17 protein-coding genes and 1 other annotated feature are annotated in these 16,921 nt (G+C 47.4%); of the genes, 13 read left to right on the top strand and 4 right to left on the bottom strand.

All coding sequences use genetic code 11. The features are described from left to right. Window position 1 precedes the first annotated feature (1 nt). The 6 genes from PIL01S_RS05705 (at window position 2) to tyrS (ending at window position 6,489) form a co-directional block, all read left to right on the top strand. Window positions 2-310 (top strand): Dabb family protein, encoded by a 309-nt coding sequence (locus tag PIL01S_RS05705; RefSeq protein WP_095357344.1) that lies wholly within the window; start codon window positions 2-4, stop codon window positions 308-310. 301 nt (window positions 311-611) lie between these two features. Next, window positions 612-1,931 (top strand): nucleobase:cation symporter-2 family protein, encoded by a 1,320-nt coding sequence (locus PIL01S_RS05710; RefSeq protein WP_127536674.1) that lies wholly within the window; start codon window positions 612-614, stop codon window positions 1,929-1,931. A 292-nt stretch (window positions 1,932-2,223) separates the two neighbouring features. Continuing rightward, complete coding sequence (locus tag PIL01S_RS05715; protein ID WP_127536675.1) at window positions 2,224-3,693, top strand: protein adenylyltransferase SelO; 1,470 nt, start codon at window positions 2,224-2,226, stop codon at window positions 3,691-3,693. 184 nt (window positions 3,694-3,877) lie between these two features. Continuing rightward, window positions 3,878-4,348, top strand: a complete 471-nt coding sequence (locus PIL01S_RS05720; protein WP_127536676.1) for an Imm63 family immunity protein — start codon at window positions 3,878-3,880, stop codon at window positions 4,346-4,348. Continuing rightward, window positions 4,341-4,787: a DMP19 family protein gene (locus PIL01S_RS05725; RefSeq protein WP_127536677.1), complete on the top strand. Its 447-nt coding sequence runs from the start codon at window positions 4,341-4,343 to the stop codon at window positions 4,785-4,787. Before PIL01S_RS05720 ends, PIL01S_RS05725 begins: the two co-directional genes overlap by 8 nt. A gap of 100 nt (window positions 4,788-4,887) precedes the next feature. Continuing rightward, window positions 4,888-5,110: a binding site (T-box leader), on the top strand. Between the two features lie 119 nt (window positions 5,111-5,229). Then, window positions 5,230-6,489 (top strand): tyrosine--tRNA ligase, encoded by a 1,260-nt coding sequence (gene tyrS / locus PIL01S_RS05730; protein WP_127536678.1) that lies wholly within the window; start codon window positions 5,230-5,232, stop codon window positions 6,487-6,489. Between the two features lie 158 nt (window positions 6,490-6,647). Here tyrS and PIL01S_RS05735 read toward each other — a convergent pair whose 3' ends face one another. The 4 genes from PIL01S_RS05735 to PIL01S_RS05750 all read right to left on the bottom strand — a co-directional run bounded on the left by PIL01S_RS05735 (window position 6,648) and on the right by PIL01S_RS05750 (window position 8,846). Next, window positions 6,648-6,926 (bottom strand): YxcD family protein, encoded by a 279-nt coding sequence (locus PIL01S_RS05735; RefSeq protein WP_095286418.1) that lies wholly within the window; start codon window positions 6,924-6,926, stop codon window positions 6,648-6,650. A 5-nt stretch (window positions 6,927-6,931) separates the two neighbouring features. Next, entirely contained in the window at window positions 6,932-7,429 is a 498-nt protein-coding gene (locus PIL01S_RS05740) for a hypothetical protein (protein WP_127536679.1), read from the bottom strand. A gap of 100 nt (window positions 7,430-7,529) precedes the next feature. Then, window positions 7,530-8,096: a PadR family transcriptional regulator gene (locus PIL01S_RS05745; RefSeq protein ID WP_095286420.1), complete on the bottom strand. Its 567-nt coding sequence runs from the start codon at window positions 8,094-8,096 to the stop codon at window positions 7,530-7,532. A 189-nt stretch (window positions 8,097-8,285) separates the two neighbouring features. Next, window positions 8,286-8,846, bottom strand: coding sequence for a beta-class carbonic anhydrase (locus PIL01S_RS05750; RefSeq protein ID WP_127536680.1), 561 nt, complete (start codon window positions 8,844-8,846; stop codon window positions 8,286-8,288). Window positions 8,847-9,068: 222 nt separating this feature from the next. On the opposite strand from PIL01S_RS05750, the gene PIL01S_RS05755 reads away from it, so the two are divergent. The 7 genes from PIL01S_RS05755 to PIL01S_RS05785 all read left to right on the top strand — a co-directional run bounded on the left by PIL01S_RS05755 (window position 9,069) and on the right by PIL01S_RS05785 (window position 16,851). Next, entirely contained in the window at window positions 9,069-10,583 is a 1,515-nt protein-coding gene (locus PIL01S_RS05755; RefSeq protein ID WP_127536681.1) for a carboxypeptidase M32, read from the top strand. Window positions 10,584-10,734: 151 nt separating this feature from the next. Continuing rightward, the gene (locus PIL01S_RS05760) at window positions 10,735-11,739 is read left to right on the top strand and encodes an ABC transporter substrate-binding protein (RefSeq protein WP_127536682.1); all 1,005 of its coding nucleotides are present in this window, start codon (window positions 10,735-10,737) and stop codon (window positions 11,737-11,739) included. Between the two features lie 29 nt (window positions 11,740-11,768). After that, on the top strand, window positions 11,769-12,563 hold the full coding sequence (locus tag PIL01S_RS05765) for an ABC transporter ATP-binding protein (protein WP_127536683.1): 795 nt from the start codon (window positions 11,769-11,771) through the stop codon (window positions 12,561-12,563). A 41-nt stretch (window positions 12,564-12,604) separates the two neighbouring features. Further along, the gene (locus tag PIL01S_RS05770; protein ID WP_371859929.1) at window positions 12,605-13,396 is read left to right on the top strand and encodes an ABC transporter permease; all 792 of its coding nucleotides are present in this window, start codon (window positions 12,605-12,607) and stop codon (window positions 13,394-13,396) included. Window positions 13,397-13,877: 481 nt separating this feature from the next. Continuing rightward, window positions 13,878-14,855, top strand: coding sequence for an aromatic acid exporter family protein (locus tag PIL01S_RS05775; RefSeq protein WP_127536684.1), 978 nt, complete (start codon window positions 13,878-13,880; stop codon window positions 14,853-14,855). Between the two features lie 75 nt (window positions 14,856-14,930). Next, complete coding sequence (locus PIL01S_RS05780) at window positions 14,931-15,491, top strand: outer spore coat protein CotE (protein WP_127536685.1); 561 nt, start codon at window positions 14,931-14,933, stop codon at window positions 15,489-15,491. A gap of 109 nt (window positions 15,492-15,600) precedes the next feature. Then, a complete protein-coding gene (locus tag PIL01S_RS05785) occupies window positions 15,601-16,851 on the top strand; it encodes a putative amidoligase domain-containing protein (protein ID WP_307720976.1) in 1,251 nt (416 codons plus the stop codon). The last annotated feature ends 70 nt before the right edge of the window (window positions 16,852-16,921 follow it).

Below are 16,921 nucleotides of genomic sequence, written 5' to 3' on the forward strand. Positions count from 1 at the left end.
CATGTTCGAACATCTGGTGGTATTCAAATTCAACGATAAAATTACGCCGGCAAAACAGCAGGAATTTGTCTCACAATTGCTAGCCTTGCAGGACGAGATTCCTGGGATCATTGATCTGACTGCCGGGATCAATGTAACGGAAGAGACGGATCATATTCAGGGATTCACACTTGGATTAAGAGTGACGTTTGAAGACCAAGAAGCCTTGCGTGCATATGGTCCACATCCCGCCCATCAGGCTTTTGTAGCTTCCCTTAACGGATGGGTAGAGAATGTTATTGTAACGGACTTTCCGATCCCTTCGAAATAAGACAGGTCATGAAGGAGAACACTGATGATTAAAACGATTGAACAGCAGGCTGGCACATGTAGTGCTGGCTTTTTTCTTTTCTCCTGATATTCAGTAAAAAATGTAGTGAGATGTTATATAATATTACACTAAAAATCCGTTGTTTTGTTTCGTTTGCCCAAAAAGATACGATCTCTTTATCTCCTGTAACAATTCTCGTTCATGTATCATGGAAGTTTTCGAAATAGTTTATATAATGTGAATCAACATAACATGATTATTCAGTGCGATGGGTTGATTCTAATTTCGGGGGCGAGCGCGGATGAACGAAACAAAAAAGATGAGAATTTTTTCACTGGGGATTCAACATGTATTGGCAATGTATGCCGGGGCTATTCTGGTACCTTTACTCGTGGGAAGAGCTTTGAATCTGACTGCAGAGCAGCTGGCATATCTGGTATCCATTGACCTGCTCACATGCGGTATTGCAACGTGGCTGCAGGCTCGGAAGGGAAAGTATCTGGGCATTGGTTTGCCGGCAGTACTCGGTAGTTCATTTGTAGCTGTTACGCCCATGATCGCCATCGGATCTCAGTATGGTATTCCAGCCATTTATGGGTCCATCATAGCAGCCGGTTTATTTATCGTCATCTGTGCCGTATTTTTCAGCAAAATCGTCAAGCTGTTCCCTCCCGTTGTCATTGGTACCGTGGTAACCATTATTGGTCTAGCACTTATTCCTACCGGAATCAAGAATATGGCTGGCGGGGCAAATAGTGAGAACTTCGGAAGCTTGGACAATCTGGCACTTTCTTTCGGAGTACTGCTCTTTATTTTGATACTGAACCGGTATGCTCGGGGTTTCGTTAAATCTCTTGCGGTCCTGATTGGCATCATCGCAGGAACTCTCATTGCGGCCCTCATGGGAAAAGTGAATTTCTCTCCTGTACAGGAAGCATCATGGTTCCACTTGCCACAACCCTTTTATTTCGGAATGCCAACATTTGAGATTGGCCCGATTATTACAATGATCATCGTAGGTACTGTCGTGATTATCGAGTCAACAGGTGTGTTTATGGCTTTGAGCAAAATTTGCGATCAGCCCATCAATGAGAAGGATCTGGCTCGCGGTTATCGTGCAGAGGGCTTGGCTTTTGTACTTGGCGGTATATTCAATGCCTTTCCATACAATACATTCGCGCAGAATGTCGGGCTCGTACAATTGTCCAAGGTGAAAACAACAAATGTCGTGGTTGCAGCCGGAGGCATACTGGTCTTCCTCGGACTCATTCCGAAGGTAGCGGCATTTGCAACCATTATCCCAAGTGCAGTATTAGGCGGTGCGACAGTGGTTCTGTTCGGTATGGTCGTATCCTCTGGAATCAAAATGCTGCAAACCGTCGATTTTGGCAAGCAGTCCAACCTGTTGATCGTCGCTTGTTCGGTTTCGCTCGGGCTTGGTGTCACAGCCGTACCAGACCTGTTTGCCCAGCTGCCACAAAGCATTCGGATCATTGTGAGCGATGGTATCATTACAGGAAGTCTGTCAGCGATTCTGCTTAATATCTTTTTCAACCTTGGTTTCAAAAAGGAAAGTCTGCCTGTTCAGCCTGTAGCGGGAACTCAGGAGGCACATACCTGATTCCATCTTAACTGAATAATAGCGAATTAAACGAGTAAGCCCACATAGGATTCATTGCTGGAAAGAGTGGAAAATATCCTTCTTCCTAATGAATACCTTGTGGGCTTATTTGGCTGTCGGATGCGATGAAACATGCAAACACCCTACAAATATGCTAAAGTTTCCTTATGAACATATGATATGTTCATCATTTCGAAATTCCATGCGACTACATAAATGAGCATTGGTTCACACAGGCTACATGAATACAAACAGAGGAGTTCCTTTGTTGAGGAGAAGGAGTGGAGTGCACATGGAAAAGGATAAGTTAGGGGCAGGCTGGAATTTGGACAATAGTTATGCCCGGCTGCCGCAGACCTTTTATACGAGTCAGGGTGCAGTACCGGTACAGTCACCTGAGCTTGTCATCTTAAATGAAACCCTTGCGACCAGCCTCGGACTGAATGCTGAAACGCTGAACAGCAAGGAAGGGGCAGCAATTTTTGCAGGCAATGAAATTCCGCCTGGAGCCGAGCCTCTGGCTCAAGCTTACGCAGGCCATCAGTTTGGCAATTTCAACATGCTTGGTGATGGACGGGCATTGCTACTGGGTGAACAGATTACGCCACAGGGCGAGAGGGTGGACATTCAGCTCAAAGGTTCGGGCAGAACGCCATACTCCCGTGGAGGGGATGGTCGGGCAGCGATCGGACCGATGCTGCGTGAATATATTATTAGCGAGGCCATGGAAGCACTAGGTATCCCTACAACGAGAAGTTTGGCGGTAGTGACTACTGGAGAAAGCATTTTTCGTGAAACGGAACGACCGGGTGCCATATTAACCCGTGTGGCCTCCAGTCACATCCGCGTGGCAACCTTTCAGTATGCAGCTAGATGGGGAACTGTAGACGAACTGAGAGCACTGGCGGACTATACGCTGGAACGGCATTTTCCTGACATTCCTTTAGATCATAACCGTTACTTGAACTTCCTCCGGGAAGTCATCAAACGACAGGCTTCGCTGATCGCCAAATGGCAGAATGTTGGATTTATACATGGTGTCATGAATACGGACAATATGGCCATCAGTGGAGAAACGATAGATTACGGCCCTTGTGCATTTATGGATGCTTATAATCCGGCTACAGTCTTTAGTTCAATCGATACGCAAGGCCGTTATGCCTACGGCAATCAACCCTATATTGCGGGCTGGAATCTGGCTCGTCTTGCCGAGACATTACTGCCGCTGCTGCATGATAATGAAGATGTGGCCATACAGATTGCACAGGATGCCATTTCCCAATTTTCAGAGCAGTATCATCATGAATGGTTATCCGGCATGCGTGCCAAGCTGGGATTATTGACAGAAGAGGACGAAGATGAAACGCTGATGAAAGATCTTCTGGAACTGATGGAAAAGCAATCGGCGGACTTCACGAATACGTTCTTAGCTTTGACTTTTGATAAGTGGGAGAACTCGAATCTGAACGAAGCACCGGAATTTGCGGAATGGAACGAACGCTGGAAAGCCAGACTGGGCCGGCAGTCTGAATCAAAAGAGGCTGTAGAGCAATTGATGAAGAGCAGCAATCCTGCAGTCATCCCACGGAATCATAGAGTGGAAGAAGCGCTCGAACGGGCAGAGAATGATGGGGATTATAGCGTAATGAATCAGCTGCTAGCCGTTCTCCGGAAACCTTACGCACATACACCGGAACAGGAAGAATACGCCACATTGCCGGCGACCTGTGATCCATCTTATCGGACATTTTGCGGAACCTGATGGGAGTGCAGATTCAGCATTCAGATTGAAAATTTCAGATTAAAAAATACAATCATGAGTTGCAATAGGTACCTTGCGAGTACAACAAGCAACCTGGTGATCACGAAGAAGCTGCCACCGGCAGCTTTTTCATGATCAGGTCATGGGGAATGCAATTTAAATGAATTACAGGTGGTGAGCTGCCATGTCAGATGTTTTAACCAAACAGGAATTAGCAGTCAAGCTGCTTGAACTGTTATCCCTAACAGACTTTGACCAAGAACAGAGCAATACATATGTTAACCGTCTATTGGAGCCTTTCAAATGGGAAGGTGTGCCTTATGTTGAAATGGAAAGTGGAACCTATATCGTCACCATCTATGAACGTGGAATGCCCATGTTGGAGAAAAAGTTGAAGCAGACCGAGATGGTTATCTACTGGCTGCTGGAGGATATTATTTTTACCACGGTGCATGTGGAGATGTTGAAAAAATATGATGTTGATAATATCAACACGCATTTGAAATATACGAGCGAAGTGATACAGGAAATGGATCGCAACGTAACGAACGCGTTTCAGCAATTGGGAGAACCCTATTTGCACTGGCATCAAACTGGTAAACGCCAGGAACTGGAGAGCATGCAGCCTAAGGGAGGGGAAGAAGGGCTTGACTAATCAAGATATTCATGATGTATGGTATGATTATGCGTTGAAGTTTGTAGACAAAAAGAACAAACATGAACAGGGATGGTCGGGATTAACATCCGAGGAACAGGAGATTGCAGCCCTATGGCTGTTGGAAGTAGACGTATATAACGGTGGGTTCATTCAATTTTTCTGCAACTGGGGAGAAGAGGCATATCTTCATGTTTTACGGGCATTACATAGGATTGGTGCGAACCAGGTGCTGGGCAATATTCAAGAGCAGTATCGCTTGATAGAGCATTTGGCGGATGATGAAAGGCTTAAAGCATTATGGGACATTCCCCGTTTACTCACGACAGAAGAGGAACTAAGGTTGGATACTCTGGATCAGCGATTGTGGGATAACGAGGATCAAATTGCGGAGAAGGCATACACGCATTTTCATAGGAAGCTGAATATAGAGGCATAGTATATAAGATCAGAGTCTCTTTTGCTGTACGGTGAGCAGATTAAATACAGGCTCTTGCAATGGGTTGAACGTTCGGCTATACTGGCTATAATCTAATACATGAATTACGTTGATGGAGCGCAGTAGCGGCTTTGTCCCTGTTACAGAAAGTCAGGGGTTGATGGAACCTGATACATACAAGGGCTGCGAATTACACTCTGGAGTACTTGGGTAATGCCAAGCGGAATGGGCAAACGATATATTGCCAAAAGCGGTATGAATAATGCGTAAGCATCTGTTCATGCAAGTTGGGTGGTACCACGGTTATGATAATCGTCCCTATGTCTAATGAAGACAAGGAGGCGATTTTTTTGTGTCCAAAAAAGCTGCTCCCATCTGTATTTTTGACCATTAACGTAGTCCATGACTGAAGAACCATTAGAAGAGAAAGGGGTTGTTTGGGTTGAATATTATTGATGAACTTGAATGGCGTGACGCCATAAACCAACAGACGGATGCGGAGGGGCTGCGTGAGCTGACCGAAACCAAGTCGATATCCTTGTACTGTGGGGTTGACCCTACTGGAGACAGTATGCACATCGGTCACCTGATTCCGTTCATGATGCTGAAACGTTTTCAACTAGCGGGACATCGTCCGGTAATCCTGATTGGGGGGGCAACGGGTACAATTGGTGACCCAAGTGGACGTCAATCCGAGCGTTCGCTGCAAACACTGGAACAGGTCCAAGAGAACGTCAATAAGCTGACAGCACAGATGAAAAAATTGTTTGTAACCGAAGGCGACAACCAGGTTCGCATGGTAAACAACTACGACTGGACACATCAAATTAACGTCATCGAGTTTTTGCGTGATTACGGGAAAAACTTCAATCTTAACACGATGCTGGCTAAAGATGTCGTGGCAAGCAGATTGGAAGGCGGAATCTCGTTCACCGAGTTTTCCTACCAGATCCTGCAGTCTTTGGATTACCACCACCTGTTCCAAAACGAGGATGTGCAGCTGCAAATCGGTGGTTCGGATCAATGGGGCAACATCACGAGCGGTCTGGATCTGATCCGCAAGAAAGAAGGATCTGAAGCAAGAGCATACGGTTTGACGATCCCTCTGATGCTCAAAGCCGATGGTACGAAATTCGGTAAAACCGCGGGCGGCGCGATCTGGCTGGATCCGGACAAAACGACACCGTTCGAATTCTACCAGTTCTGGGCGAATACGGATGATCGCGATGTCATCAAATACCTGAAATACTTCACCTTCCTGAGCAAAGAGGAAATTGAAGCTTTGGCTGAAAAGGTAGAGACTGAGCCGCACAAACGTGAAGCGCAGAAGGCACTCGCCGAAGAAATGACAAAATTCGTTCACGGCGAAGAGATGCTGGAGCAAGCTAAACGTATTACCGCAGCCCTCTTCAGTGGAGATATTCGCTCCCTGACAGCCGATGAGATCGAGCAGGGCTTCAAGGAAATGCCGACATTTGAAACTGACGGCGAAGCCAAAAACATCGTGGACTGGCTGGTGGATCTGGGCCTTGAGCCATCGAAACGCCAAGCCCGTGAGGATATCACCAAAGGTGCGATTTCTATGAACGGAGAGAAGATTACAGAGCTGGAATTCACAGTGTCTGCGGAGCATGCGATTGGTGGAAAGTTCATCATTATTCGCAAAGGCAAGAAGAACTACAGCCTTGTGAAATTGAAGTAGGAACGTACCGTATCATGGATATCTTGGGAAGAATAACGTTAGTTTAAATTCCCAGGATATTCATAACTCTTCAGGTAAACAAAAGGGCCGTCTCCACTAATGTCAATGACATTAGGGAGACGGCCCTTTAACAATTCATCCGCAAATAATTGATTTGATTATTGATTCACAATGGCTGTAATCTCTTCGTCCAGATCAAGCCTGACGTTTTCACGGTAAGCCCGGATGTTGTATTCGCTGTGCAGGTAGCGCAGGATCGCTTCTATCATGTTGGATTCAACCAAGTATTGGCTACGGCCTTGAATCCAGACTTCAGCGGAGTATCCCGTATCTTCTTCCCAGCTCAGTTCAACATTGACATCGGTCGGGCGCACACCTTTGCGTTCAGCCATGTGAAGACAGATTGCATTAACAATCTCATCCATGCTTAGAACCATAACGATTAGTACCGTCCGTTTCTGTTGCGGTCATCATCATCACGATCATTGCGGCGGTCATAACGACCATCTGCAGCCGGTTTGCGACGATTCGTGATCGCTCTGAAGAGTGCCATTGCCAGCATCACGATCAGCATAATTGCAGCGACGTTGACAAGCAATCCAAGAATATTTCCGAGGGCTCCCATGCCGCCGAACAATCCGCCGAACAGCATACCTGCCAGACCACCCAGCATCATGCCTTTCATGAATCCACCGCCACCGCCGAAGAATCCCCCACGGTTCGTTGCAGCTGTACCAGTACCCGATTTGTTCGAGTTCGATTGGCTCACATTATTATCGGATTTCTTAGGTGTATTGGTATAACTTTTCGTACCTGACTTGAAACCGCCACCACGTCTTGCATCAGCAGAATCCGGATTTGCTACGCCAACTGTTGCGAACAGCAGAGTGAAAGCCATAAAAACCATCATCAGATGTTTAATTCCAAATTTTTTCTTCATTGTAAAGATCGTAACCCCCCGATTAAATTGTGTGATTAGCCCTAAAAATGGGCCTTACTCATGTAATACGGTCAAAAAGCAGGAACGTTTCAAATTTTGTTTAATTTTCCGAAATAATCGGACAAGGGTCCTGAATGGCTGCCTGACCATCGAGCAGCTGAGTCACCCAGTTGCACCATTCCAGGCCGGTCTGGGCATTCATTAATCCCTTTTGAACTAAAATGTAGCTCCCAAATTCCCGGCTGCCTACGCGGAGGTTATCCTGAGGGATGCGGGACTTCAGATCCTCGAAATAACGGATGCGCTCCATAAACCAGTTTTTGCGCTCATTCAGAATGCGTCTCATGCTCCCATCTTCGGCAATGCCGACACACAAAATCCGCAAATTGAATTCGTCACGCGTTACCGGAGCGGTAACAGGAGTGATCATCCATCCGAGCAGCTTCTCAATACCTTTTTCCGTGACTGCATACATTTTTTTGTCCGGTTTGTCAGACTGTTGCACCCAGCGGGAAGATAATAGTTCATCATTTTCCATCTTGGACAGGAGCGGGTAGATCTGACTGTGTTTGGCTTGCCAATGAGGCTGGATTTTCAGCATCAGATCGTAACCAGACGACTCCTCGCGGGTAAGCAGCCCGAGCAATCCGTAGGAAAGTATGTTCATGCACATGTCTCCTTAATATTAGGGCTAGGCCAGTGAAAACAATGGATATTGCCATCAATGACCGCTTTCATAAAAGTGTACACTGAAACTGTATGGTTTGACAACCTGACAGCATAACTGCCTCAATTTAGACAAAAAAAGAGTGCGGACCCTGAGGTCCGCACCCAAAACCAATTAGAGAGATGCCTGTTACTCGTACCCTTCAACTACAAGCTCAAGCTGGCCTGTGGAGGAATCGATAATCATGCCGTGAACGGGTACTCCCTGTGGAAACAGGGGATGATTTTTGATGACTCCTACAGTATGTTTTACCCCTTCATCAACACTGCTAAACCCTCGAAGCCAATTGTTCAAATTGATTCCGGAGTTATCCAGAGCATTGATGACTTCCTTGGATACGCCGCGGTCAAGCATGTGACCAATCATTGTGTCTGCTTGCAAAGATGCCATACCGCACTCGGTGTGACCGACAACAACAACTTCGTCTGCTCCGAGCTCATAGATAGCTACAAGCACGCTTCGCATAACAGAACCGAAAGGTTGAGAGATAATGGCGCCTGCCGTTTTAAGGATTTTAACCTCACCATTCTTCAAATTCATCGCTTTTGGCAGCAGTTCCACCAGACGGGTGTCCATGCATGTGATAATTGCCATTTTTTTAGTTGGAAACTTACCGGCCGTATACTTTTCGTATTCTTTTGTTTCGACAAATGATTTGTTGTACGCCAAAATCTCTTGAATGTTGTTCATGTCCATTGCCTCCTGTTATCCAATACGATGAGCACGGCTGCTTGCATCGGTATGCAGCTTGTCCTAAGCCCTGCCCTTGATTATACCACGGTCAGCAAACGGCACGATATCTTATAAATAAGAATCAAGCCATTTTACCTCTGTTAAAAGTTGATTATACGCATTGCAAAAAGTATCATCAATAGGGAGTCTAAACTTTTTTTGGAGAGGTGAACGATAACAATGGAAGAACAAACCCTGAAACATCTGGAACCATTCCTTAATTTGGCCAGCAAAATCAAAAGTTATCACGAAGCCATTGGTTTGCTTCATTGGGATCTGCGCACTGGTGCGCCGAAGAAAGGCGTTCCGACTCGTTCGGAAACCATCGGCATGTTATCCACCGAAGCGTTCAAGCTTCAAACTTCGGCTGAGATGAAAACCTATTTGGACATGCTGACAAAACCAGAGGTGTTGAATCAACTGGATGATATAAATCGCCGTCTGGTATTGGAATGCAAAAAGGAATACGACCGAAGCCAATCTGTCCCGCCTGAGAAGGTTCAAGCATATACGGTGCTTACGGCCAAATCGGAAACGGCATGGGAAGATGCCAAGCATAATAGCGATTTTGAAGGCTTTTCCCCGTATTTGACAGAGATCGTGAAACTCAAACAGGAGTTCATCGACTACTGGGGTGTGAAAGACACACGCTATGATACGCTGCTTGATATGTATGAGCCGGATCTGACCGTAGAGAAAGTAGATGCGGTATTTGCCCGGTTGAAAGCACGTTTGGTGCCGCTGCAGGAAAGGATCAATGCTTCCGAAAACAAGCCGAATACGGAGTTCTTAAACCAGCTGTTTGATACGGATCAACAGGAAAAATTCAGTTTGTTCATTTTGGGACAGATGGGTTATGACTTTGATGCCGGAAGACTGGATGAGAGTGTTCATCCGTTCGCGACAGGACTTAACCCGGGGGATGTGCGAATCACGACGAATTACTTGCAGGATGATGTGACGAGCGCGGTATTCAGTTCTTTGCACGAAGGCGGACACGCTCTATATGAGCAAAATATTGACGAAAGTCTGGCAGGTACCCTTCTGGCTGAAGGAACGTCGATGGGTATTCATGAATCCCAGTCCCGTCTGTGGGAAAATATGATTGGCCGCAGCCGTCCGTTCTGGACTCGCTATTATCAAGACTTGCAGCAGCATTTTCCACAATTGAGCGATGTGGCTCTGGAAGATTTCTACCGTGCGATCAACCGCGTCGAAAGTTCCCTGATTCGAATTGAAGCAGACGAGCTGACGTATAATCTGCACATTATCATCCGTTATGAGATTGAAAAAATGCTGTTCAATGAGGGACTGGAAGTCAAGGATTTGCCGGAAACCTGGAACGCCAAGTACAAAGAATATTTAGGCATCGTTCCTCCAAACGATGGTGTAGGTGTGCTTCAGGATGTTCACTGGTCCGGTGGCGATTTTGGTTATTTCGCATCGTATTCACTCGGCAACATGTATGCCGCTCAGATTCTACATACGTTGCGCCAGGAACTGCCGGAGTTTGACTCTTATATTGCTGAAGGCAATCTGATACCGATCAAGGAATGGTTAACGGACAAGATTTATCGTTACGGCAAGAGCCGTACGCCATCCGAATTGATTCTCGCTGTAACAGGTGAGGAACTAAACCCGGATTATCTGGCGGACTACCTGGAAGCAAAGTATACCGAGATTTACAAACTGTAGTTGTACAATTCACATACCACGAAGCAGGTACTAGAGAGAGCCGGGCATATGCCCGGCTCTTTTTTGGTGTGCAAGTTCTTAACCTTTTGATGGGCAGCGGCATATTCATAGTAGAGAGAAACTGCTGAAACCAGCGAAGGAGGGAAACAGCATGAAATACACGCCCTGGTTCATCCGTGCCATCGTTATATTGCTGATTATCATTGTAGCGCTCACGAGCTGCAACCGAGAGAAAAACGAAGCGAAAATTACGATTGGCGAGGTGACGCGTTCGGTATTTTACGCACCGGAGTATGTAGCCGTAGCTCAAGGTTTTTTTGAAGAAGAGGGACTTGAGGTCGAGATCCAGACAACGGCTGGTGGTGACAAAACGATGGCTGCCTTGCTCGCGGGCTCCGTGGATATTGCCCTGGTCGGAGCAGAGACATCTATCTACGTCTATCAGCAGGGAGCGGAAGATCCGGTCATTAACTTTGCCCAGCTAACCCAGACAGACGGAACATTTTTGTTTGCACGGAGTGCGGAAGGCAGCTTTGATTGGGATCAGCTGAACCAAAGTACATTTCTTGGACAACGCAAAGGCGGGATGCCGCAAATGGCTGGAGAATTCACGTTGAACAAACACGGCATTGATCCGCAGAATGATCTGGAATTGATCCAAAATGTCGATTTTGCCAACATTGCTTCTGCATTTGCGTCGGGTACCGGAGATTATGTACAGCTGTTTGAACCACAGGCGTCAATCTTTGAACAGGAAGGCCGCGGGAAGGTCGTTGCATCGTTTGGAACGGAGAGTGGACATTTGCCTTATACGGTGTTCATGACAAAACAAAGCTACATCAACGATAACAAGGAAATGGTACAGAAATTTACAAATGGGCTGCACAAAGCACAGGTCTGGGTAGATTCCCATTCGGCTGAAGAGATTGCCGAGGTCATCCTCCCTTACTTTAAAGACATCGATCAATCCATTCTCGTAAGTAGTATTAATCGCTATAAAGAGCAGGGGACGTATGCAACAGATCCGATTATTGATGATGAAGAATGGAACAATCTGCTGGACGTCATGAGTGCGGCTGGAGAACTCGAACAACGGGTGGATTCCAAAGCGATTGTCGACAACACCTATGCGGAACAAGCAGCATCTGTGAAGTAACCAGGCATTCAGGAAAGGAAGTGATCGCCATGCCTGAATCCGATACGGTGATTAGACTGGAAGGGATTTCGCAAGTGTATGTCAATGAGCGTGAAGCCTCATTGGTCATCGAAGACCTGAGCCTTCAGGTTAAACAAGGCGAATTTGTCAGTCTTGTTGGTCCGAGCGGGTGTGGCAAAACAACATTGTTGTCCATCATCGCCGGGCTGCTCACGCCAACCGCGGGAGAGGTGAAAGTTAAAGGGAAACTGGTTGAAGGTCCTTCTGCCCAGATTGGCTATATGCTGCAGCAGGACTATCTGTTTCCATGGCGTACCATTTTGGACAATGCATTGATCGGACTTGAATTGACGGGCAGGCTGGATGAACGGAGTCGTAAACGAACAAGCGAGCTGCTTGCAGAGATGGGCCTTGCTGGAACAGAGAATTTGTATCCTTCCGAACTATCTGGGGGCATGAGGCAGCGTGTCGCACTCGTGCGGACGCTTGCAACCGATCCATCCTTACTGCTTCTGGATGAGCCATTCTCTGCACTGGACTATCAGACCAAGCTGCAGCTGGAGGATCTGGTGTCAGATACGCTCAAGGAAACGGGAAAAACCTCGGTGCTGGTCACCCATGACCTGTCCGAAGCGATTGCAGTGAGTGACCGCGTTATTGTGCTGGACCGCAATCCTGGACGAATTCGGAAAGAGTTTATCATTCCGGAAGCCATTCGGAAATCCCAGCCCTTCTACGCAAGAGAACAGGAAGGTTTTAATGAGCTTTTTCAGGCATTATGGAGCGAACTGGAACAGTCCGGAGGAGGTGAGAAGAACGGGTGAATCATACGAGAGAGAAGCAGGAAATGCGCCGGGATGAATGGATGCAGAAACTGCACCAGGGCCACATGAAGCAGGTTGCTGAGTGGCGCCGCAAGGTACTTGCGGTTCAGCTGTCCCTGCTGGTCTGCATGTTTTTGTTATGGGAGCTGGCGGGCAGGCTGCGCTGGATTGATGTGCTGCTGTTCAGTTATCCGAGCAAAGTTTTTGCCCAGATCGGCAAGGACATCGCTAGTGGTGAACTTTGGATTCATGTCGCAGTCACCGTTGGGGAGACAGCAGTTGGCTTTTTGCTGGGGACGCTTGTCGGAACGCTGCTTGCGGTCCTGATCTGGTGGTCTCCTTTTTTGTCCAAAGTGCTTGATCCCTATATGGTCGTATTCAACAGCATGCCAAAGGTGGCACTCGGCCCCATCTTCATCGTCATGTTTGGTGCAGGCTTTACGGCTATTGTCATGACTACGTTGTCCATTACGGTGATCATTACGACCCTGGTTGTGTACAACAGTTTCAACGAAGTGGACAGCAATTATATCAAGGTCATTCGTACGTTCGGTGGCGACCGGTCCGTGATTTTTACCAAAGTTGTCCTGCCGGCTTCGTTTCCCGCGATTGTTTCTACATTGAAAGTCAATGTGGGCATGGCCTGGGTCGGTGTAATTGTGGGTGAGTTTCTGGTTGCCAAACAGGGGCTCGGGTACTTGATTATCTATGGATTTCAGGTCTTCAATTTTACCCTGGTATTATCGAGCCTGCTTATTATCGCGGCCGTAGCTACAGCAATGTATCAACTTGTGGTGTATGTAGAGAGAAAACTGCTGGCAGGTCGCAGGTAGTGCCACGAAAAAAGTTAATAGAGCTTGCTAGATCGTGTTATGTATACAATTTCACAAGGGGTGTCACGTTGCCCGCTAACCAAAAATCAAGTACCATACTAATACGAATATTCCGTGCAGTCCTTCATGTATGCGGAGATTGGAGATTAGGGCCTTATATGTCTTCACCCCGCATCAAATCGAAATTGCCAGCGTCCCACATCCGGGACGCGATGTTGTGACCGGCATGCATGGGCATGTCGGTTGATGCCGTTTATTGATTCTGATGTGACTGCATATGTCTAGGCATCCCTTCAATAGCTTCTTTTTTTGTAAAACGGGAAATGGTTTGCCTAATGGTGTGTAATACTACGAATACTACGTATTGCAGAAGCAGGCTAACGCAGATTTGTTAGAGGTATGAAGCAGGACATGCATTCATCCGGATGGGACGAAGAGCTGGCTTGGCCATATAAGCAGCTTAGAGGAGAGGTAATGAGAAATGGGTTTTAGAGTAATTAAAACCGCAATTGCTGCACTGATGGCTGTGCTGATTGCGGACTGGTGCGGCTTGCCCGGGCCAACATCGGCAGGCTTGCTGGCCATTCTGGGTGTCGATGTTACGAGAAAAAGAAGCATTCGCACGATTTCGGCGCGATTCTTTGCTTCCGTGGTAGGTCTTTTGTTTGCAAGTGTACTTTTTCACTTTCTAGGCTTCCATTATTGGGTTCTGGCCGTGTACATACTGATTGCGTTTCCGGTAATTGTTCGGGCCGGATTCAAGGAAGGCATTGTGACGGGGTCTGTCGTGGTCTTTCGTGTCTTCAGTGGCGGGGAGATGGACGTTGAAGTCATTTTGGTGCAAATCGGGTTGCTGCTGATTGGTCTGGGATCTGCAATGGTCGTTAATCTGGCATATATGCCGGCAGCGGACCCGCAAATGCTTCAGATTCGCAAAAGGATTGATGAACTATTCTCCGTGATCTTCAAGGAGTTTGCTGCGACTCTTCGTAATCCGAATGAGGTCTGGGCAGGGAAGGAACTGATTGAAGCGGACAAGGCTGTTCTTGGAGGCATTGAAGCAGCCAAGCGTTCACTGGAGAATCAGGTCATTCATCCCAACGAAGAATGGAGCGTATACTTTTACATGCGAAAAACGCAGCTGGACTCCATTCAGCATATGATGCATCTGGTATCTCAAATTTATCAGAAGATGCCACACGCCGAAATGGTGTCGGAGCTGTTTGACCAGCTCAGTCAGGATGTGCTCACAGAGTCTTACACTGGACGAACCGAAAAACTACTCGCAAATGTGCAGGAAGAATTCAGGCGAATGGAACTGCCAGATACAAGGGAAGAATTCGAGATTCGTTCTGCGATTCTCCAGCTGTGCCGGGAACTCGCGCTGTATCTGAAAATTGCGAAAAAGGACAAAGCACCGTCTCCGATTACGGACCGGTCCCAATCTACAAACGAATAATAGAAAATAGTTGTCACCCTAGACGGATGCCCTGCATACACTTGTAGTGAATGATTGTATGGAGGAGGTTTAAAGATGTCATTGAGTCATAAACATCAATGTAGAGAGATCATCACGAAGGCGATCTGCGGCAAAGGTCGTAAGTTCTCTACCGTAACACATACCGTGACTCCGCCTAATGGTCCGACCAGTATTTTGGGGGCTTGGATTATCAACCACCAATATGAAGCCGTATCAGCGGGGGACGGAATTGAAGTTATTGGTACTTACGATATCAACATTTGGTATTCCTATGACAAAAATTCGCAGACAGATGTAGCCAAAGAAACGGTGTCGTATGTAGAACATGTACCTTTGTCTTACCTGGATCCGAAACACCGGGCTTCCACAGTGGAGGTATCTGCGGATGCAACGCAGGAACCAAGCTGTGTGGAAGCCACTGTATCCGCAGGCGGAGGCAGCGTAGTTATCCGAGTAGAACGGGAATTCGCTGTTGAACTGGTTGCCGAAACCAAAGTATGCGTGAAGGTATGCACAGATGGTTGCGGAGACTACGAAGACAAGGATTATGACTTTGGCAGCACGGATGAAGATTATGATGATCTTGATCCGGACCTGCTTGACGAGGAACTGTAATTTCTTCGTCTCTTGTATCCTTAGCTAAGGTATTATATGCGCCGCAAGCGGCAGTGAAGAGGGCGCAAGCCCTCTTTTTTCTTTTTGGGCGATGGAAAGGAGGGACCGAATGAATGTAATGGAAGAGGCAGAGCAAGCGGTTAAACGTTACGAACGCATGTCGGCGGGTGAACGGGCAGGACGATTGGAGCGAGCCGGCATTGAAGTGCTTGCCTCACGTGACAGGCAAAAAAGGGAGCCTGGCCTAAGAGTACGTTACGATGTAGAGATATGCTGCCTGTACGCACTTCGGATTAAACGGCGGGATACGAGCGGCATGGGCGGTGCACAGGATAGCGTACTGGACCGGGAAGCGGCTTCGACGCTGTTCAAAAGAATCGAGCGGCTAGCTGTTAAAACCTTGTATACCCTTGGACTCGATCACGGCGCTGTACGGCTGGAAGCTTCGGGGAAAAACGGGTGCACTGTTGTTTCGATTGACCCGCGTCCGTGGAAGGGCATGACAGATTTATCTGTCATGTACCGGGAAGGCTGGAAGCAGCTGCAGTCTCAACTGGATGAGGAAAGTCAGAATAAAGTAACGCCCGTGCTTGGAATGGACCCGGAGTTTCTACTCGTGCAGATGCCGGAGTCCAAAATTATACCTGCTTCAAGGTTTCTCGGACGCACAGGAATGGTAGGCTGCGATTCCGTGACTATCGGGGGGAGGCGGATCTATCCGGTTGCTGAACTTCGTCCTGCCCCCAGTTCGGAACCGCGAGAGCTGCTAACTCATTTACTTAGAGCTTTCGACCTGGCATCCCGCAGCATAACCGACCATTCGCTCATTTGGCAGGCTGGGGGAATGCCGCAGCGTGGATTGCCGCTCGGGGGACATGTTCATTTCAGCGGAGTGACGCTTAACGGGGATTTGCTGCGTGTGCTTGACAATTATCTGGCCCTGCCGCTTGCGTTTCTGCAGGACCCGCGTGGTTCGGGCAGGCGTCCAAGGTACGGAGCACTGGGTGATTTTCGATTGAAGCACTATGGTGGATTCGAATATCGAACACTGCCCAGCTTCCTGATCTCTCCACTCGTTGCCAAAGGAGTGGTCGCTCTCGCAGGTCTTATTGCCGCCTCCTACACCAGTCTTCCTCTTCGTCCTTTGATGAACACAACAGTGCATGCTGCTTTTTACGAAGGAGACCGGGAACGAATGAAGGAATACATTCCAGCGCTTCTGGACGATCTGGTCGGCTTGGAGGACTACTCAAGATATGAAAAGTATGCCGCTCCGCTCATACGTCACCTGAGAGAAGGGAAGACGTGGGATGAGAGCCGGGACATTCGCAAAGTCTGGAATATTCGTGCAGGTTCATGAAGAGTAGATGTTTTTTTGTTATAATAGAAAGTAAGTCAATTTTGGATCTGATTACAGCTATGGAAGACAT

Origin of the sequence: Paenibacillus illinoisensis NBRC 15959 (genome assembly GCF_004000925.1) — a bacterium.
GTDB lineage: Bacteria > Bacillota > Bacilli > Paenibacillales > Paenibacillaceae > Paenibacillus > Paenibacillus illinoisensis.

Bases quoted from the DNA above. Each gene is read 5' to 3' on its own strand.
- PIL01S_RS05705 (WP_095357344.1), top strand. From the start codon at position 2: ATGTTCGAACATCTGGTGGTATTCAAATTCAACGATAAAATTACGCCG.
- PIL01S_RS05710 (WP_127536674.1), top strand. From the start codon at position 612: ATGAACGAAACAAAAAAGATGAGAATTTTTTCACTGGGGATTCAACAT.
- PIL01S_RS05715 (WP_127536675.1), top strand. From the start codon at position 2,224: ATGGAAAAGGATAAGTTAGGGGCAGGCTGGAATTTGGACAATAGTTAT.
- PIL01S_RS05720 (WP_127536676.1), top strand. From the start codon at position 3,878: ATGTCAGATGTTTTAACCAAACAGGAATTAGCAGTCAAGCTGCTTGAA.
- PIL01S_RS05735 (WP_095286418.1), bottom strand. From the start codon at position 6,926: ATGGTTCTAAGCATGGATGAGATTGTTAATGCAATCTGTCTTCACATG.
- PIL01S_RS05740 (WP_127536679.1), bottom strand. From the start codon at position 7,429: ATGAAGAAAAAATTTGGAATTAAACATCTGATGATGGTTTTTATGGCT.
- PIL01S_RS05745 (WP_095286420.1), bottom strand. From the start codon at position 8,096: ATGAACATACTTTCCTACGGATTGCTCGGGCTGCTTACCCGCGAGGAG.
- PIL01S_RS05750 (WP_127536680.1), bottom strand. From the start codon at position 8,846: ATGAACAACATTCAAGAGATTTTGGCGTACAACAAATCATTTGTCGAA.
- PIL01S_RS05755 (WP_127536681.1), top strand. From the start codon at position 9,069: ATGGAAGAACAAACCCTGAAACATCTGGAACCATTCCTTAATTTGGCC.
- PIL01S_RS05760 (WP_127536682.1), top strand. From the start codon at position 10,735: ATGAAATACACGCCCTGGTTCATCCGTGCCATCGTTATATTGCTGATT.
- PIL01S_RS05765 (WP_127536683.1), top strand. From the start codon at position 11,769: ATGCCTGAATCCGATACGGTGATTAGACTGGAAGGGATTTCGCAAGTG.
- PIL01S_RS05770 (WP_371859929.1), top strand. From the start codon at position 12,605: ATGCAGAAACTGCACCAGGGCCACATGAAGCAGGTTGCTGAGTGGCGC.
- PIL01S_RS05775 (WP_127536684.1), top strand. From the start codon at position 13,878: ATGGGTTTTAGAGTAATTAAAACCGCAATTGCTGCACTGATGGCTGTG.
- PIL01S_RS05780 (WP_127536685.1), top strand. From the start codon at position 14,931: ATGTCATTGAGTCATAAACATCAATGTAGAGAGATCATCACGAAGGCG.
- PIL01S_RS05785 (WP_307720976.1), top strand. From the start codon at position 15,601: ATGAATGTAATGGAAGAGGCAGAGCAAGCGGTTAAACGTTACGAACGC.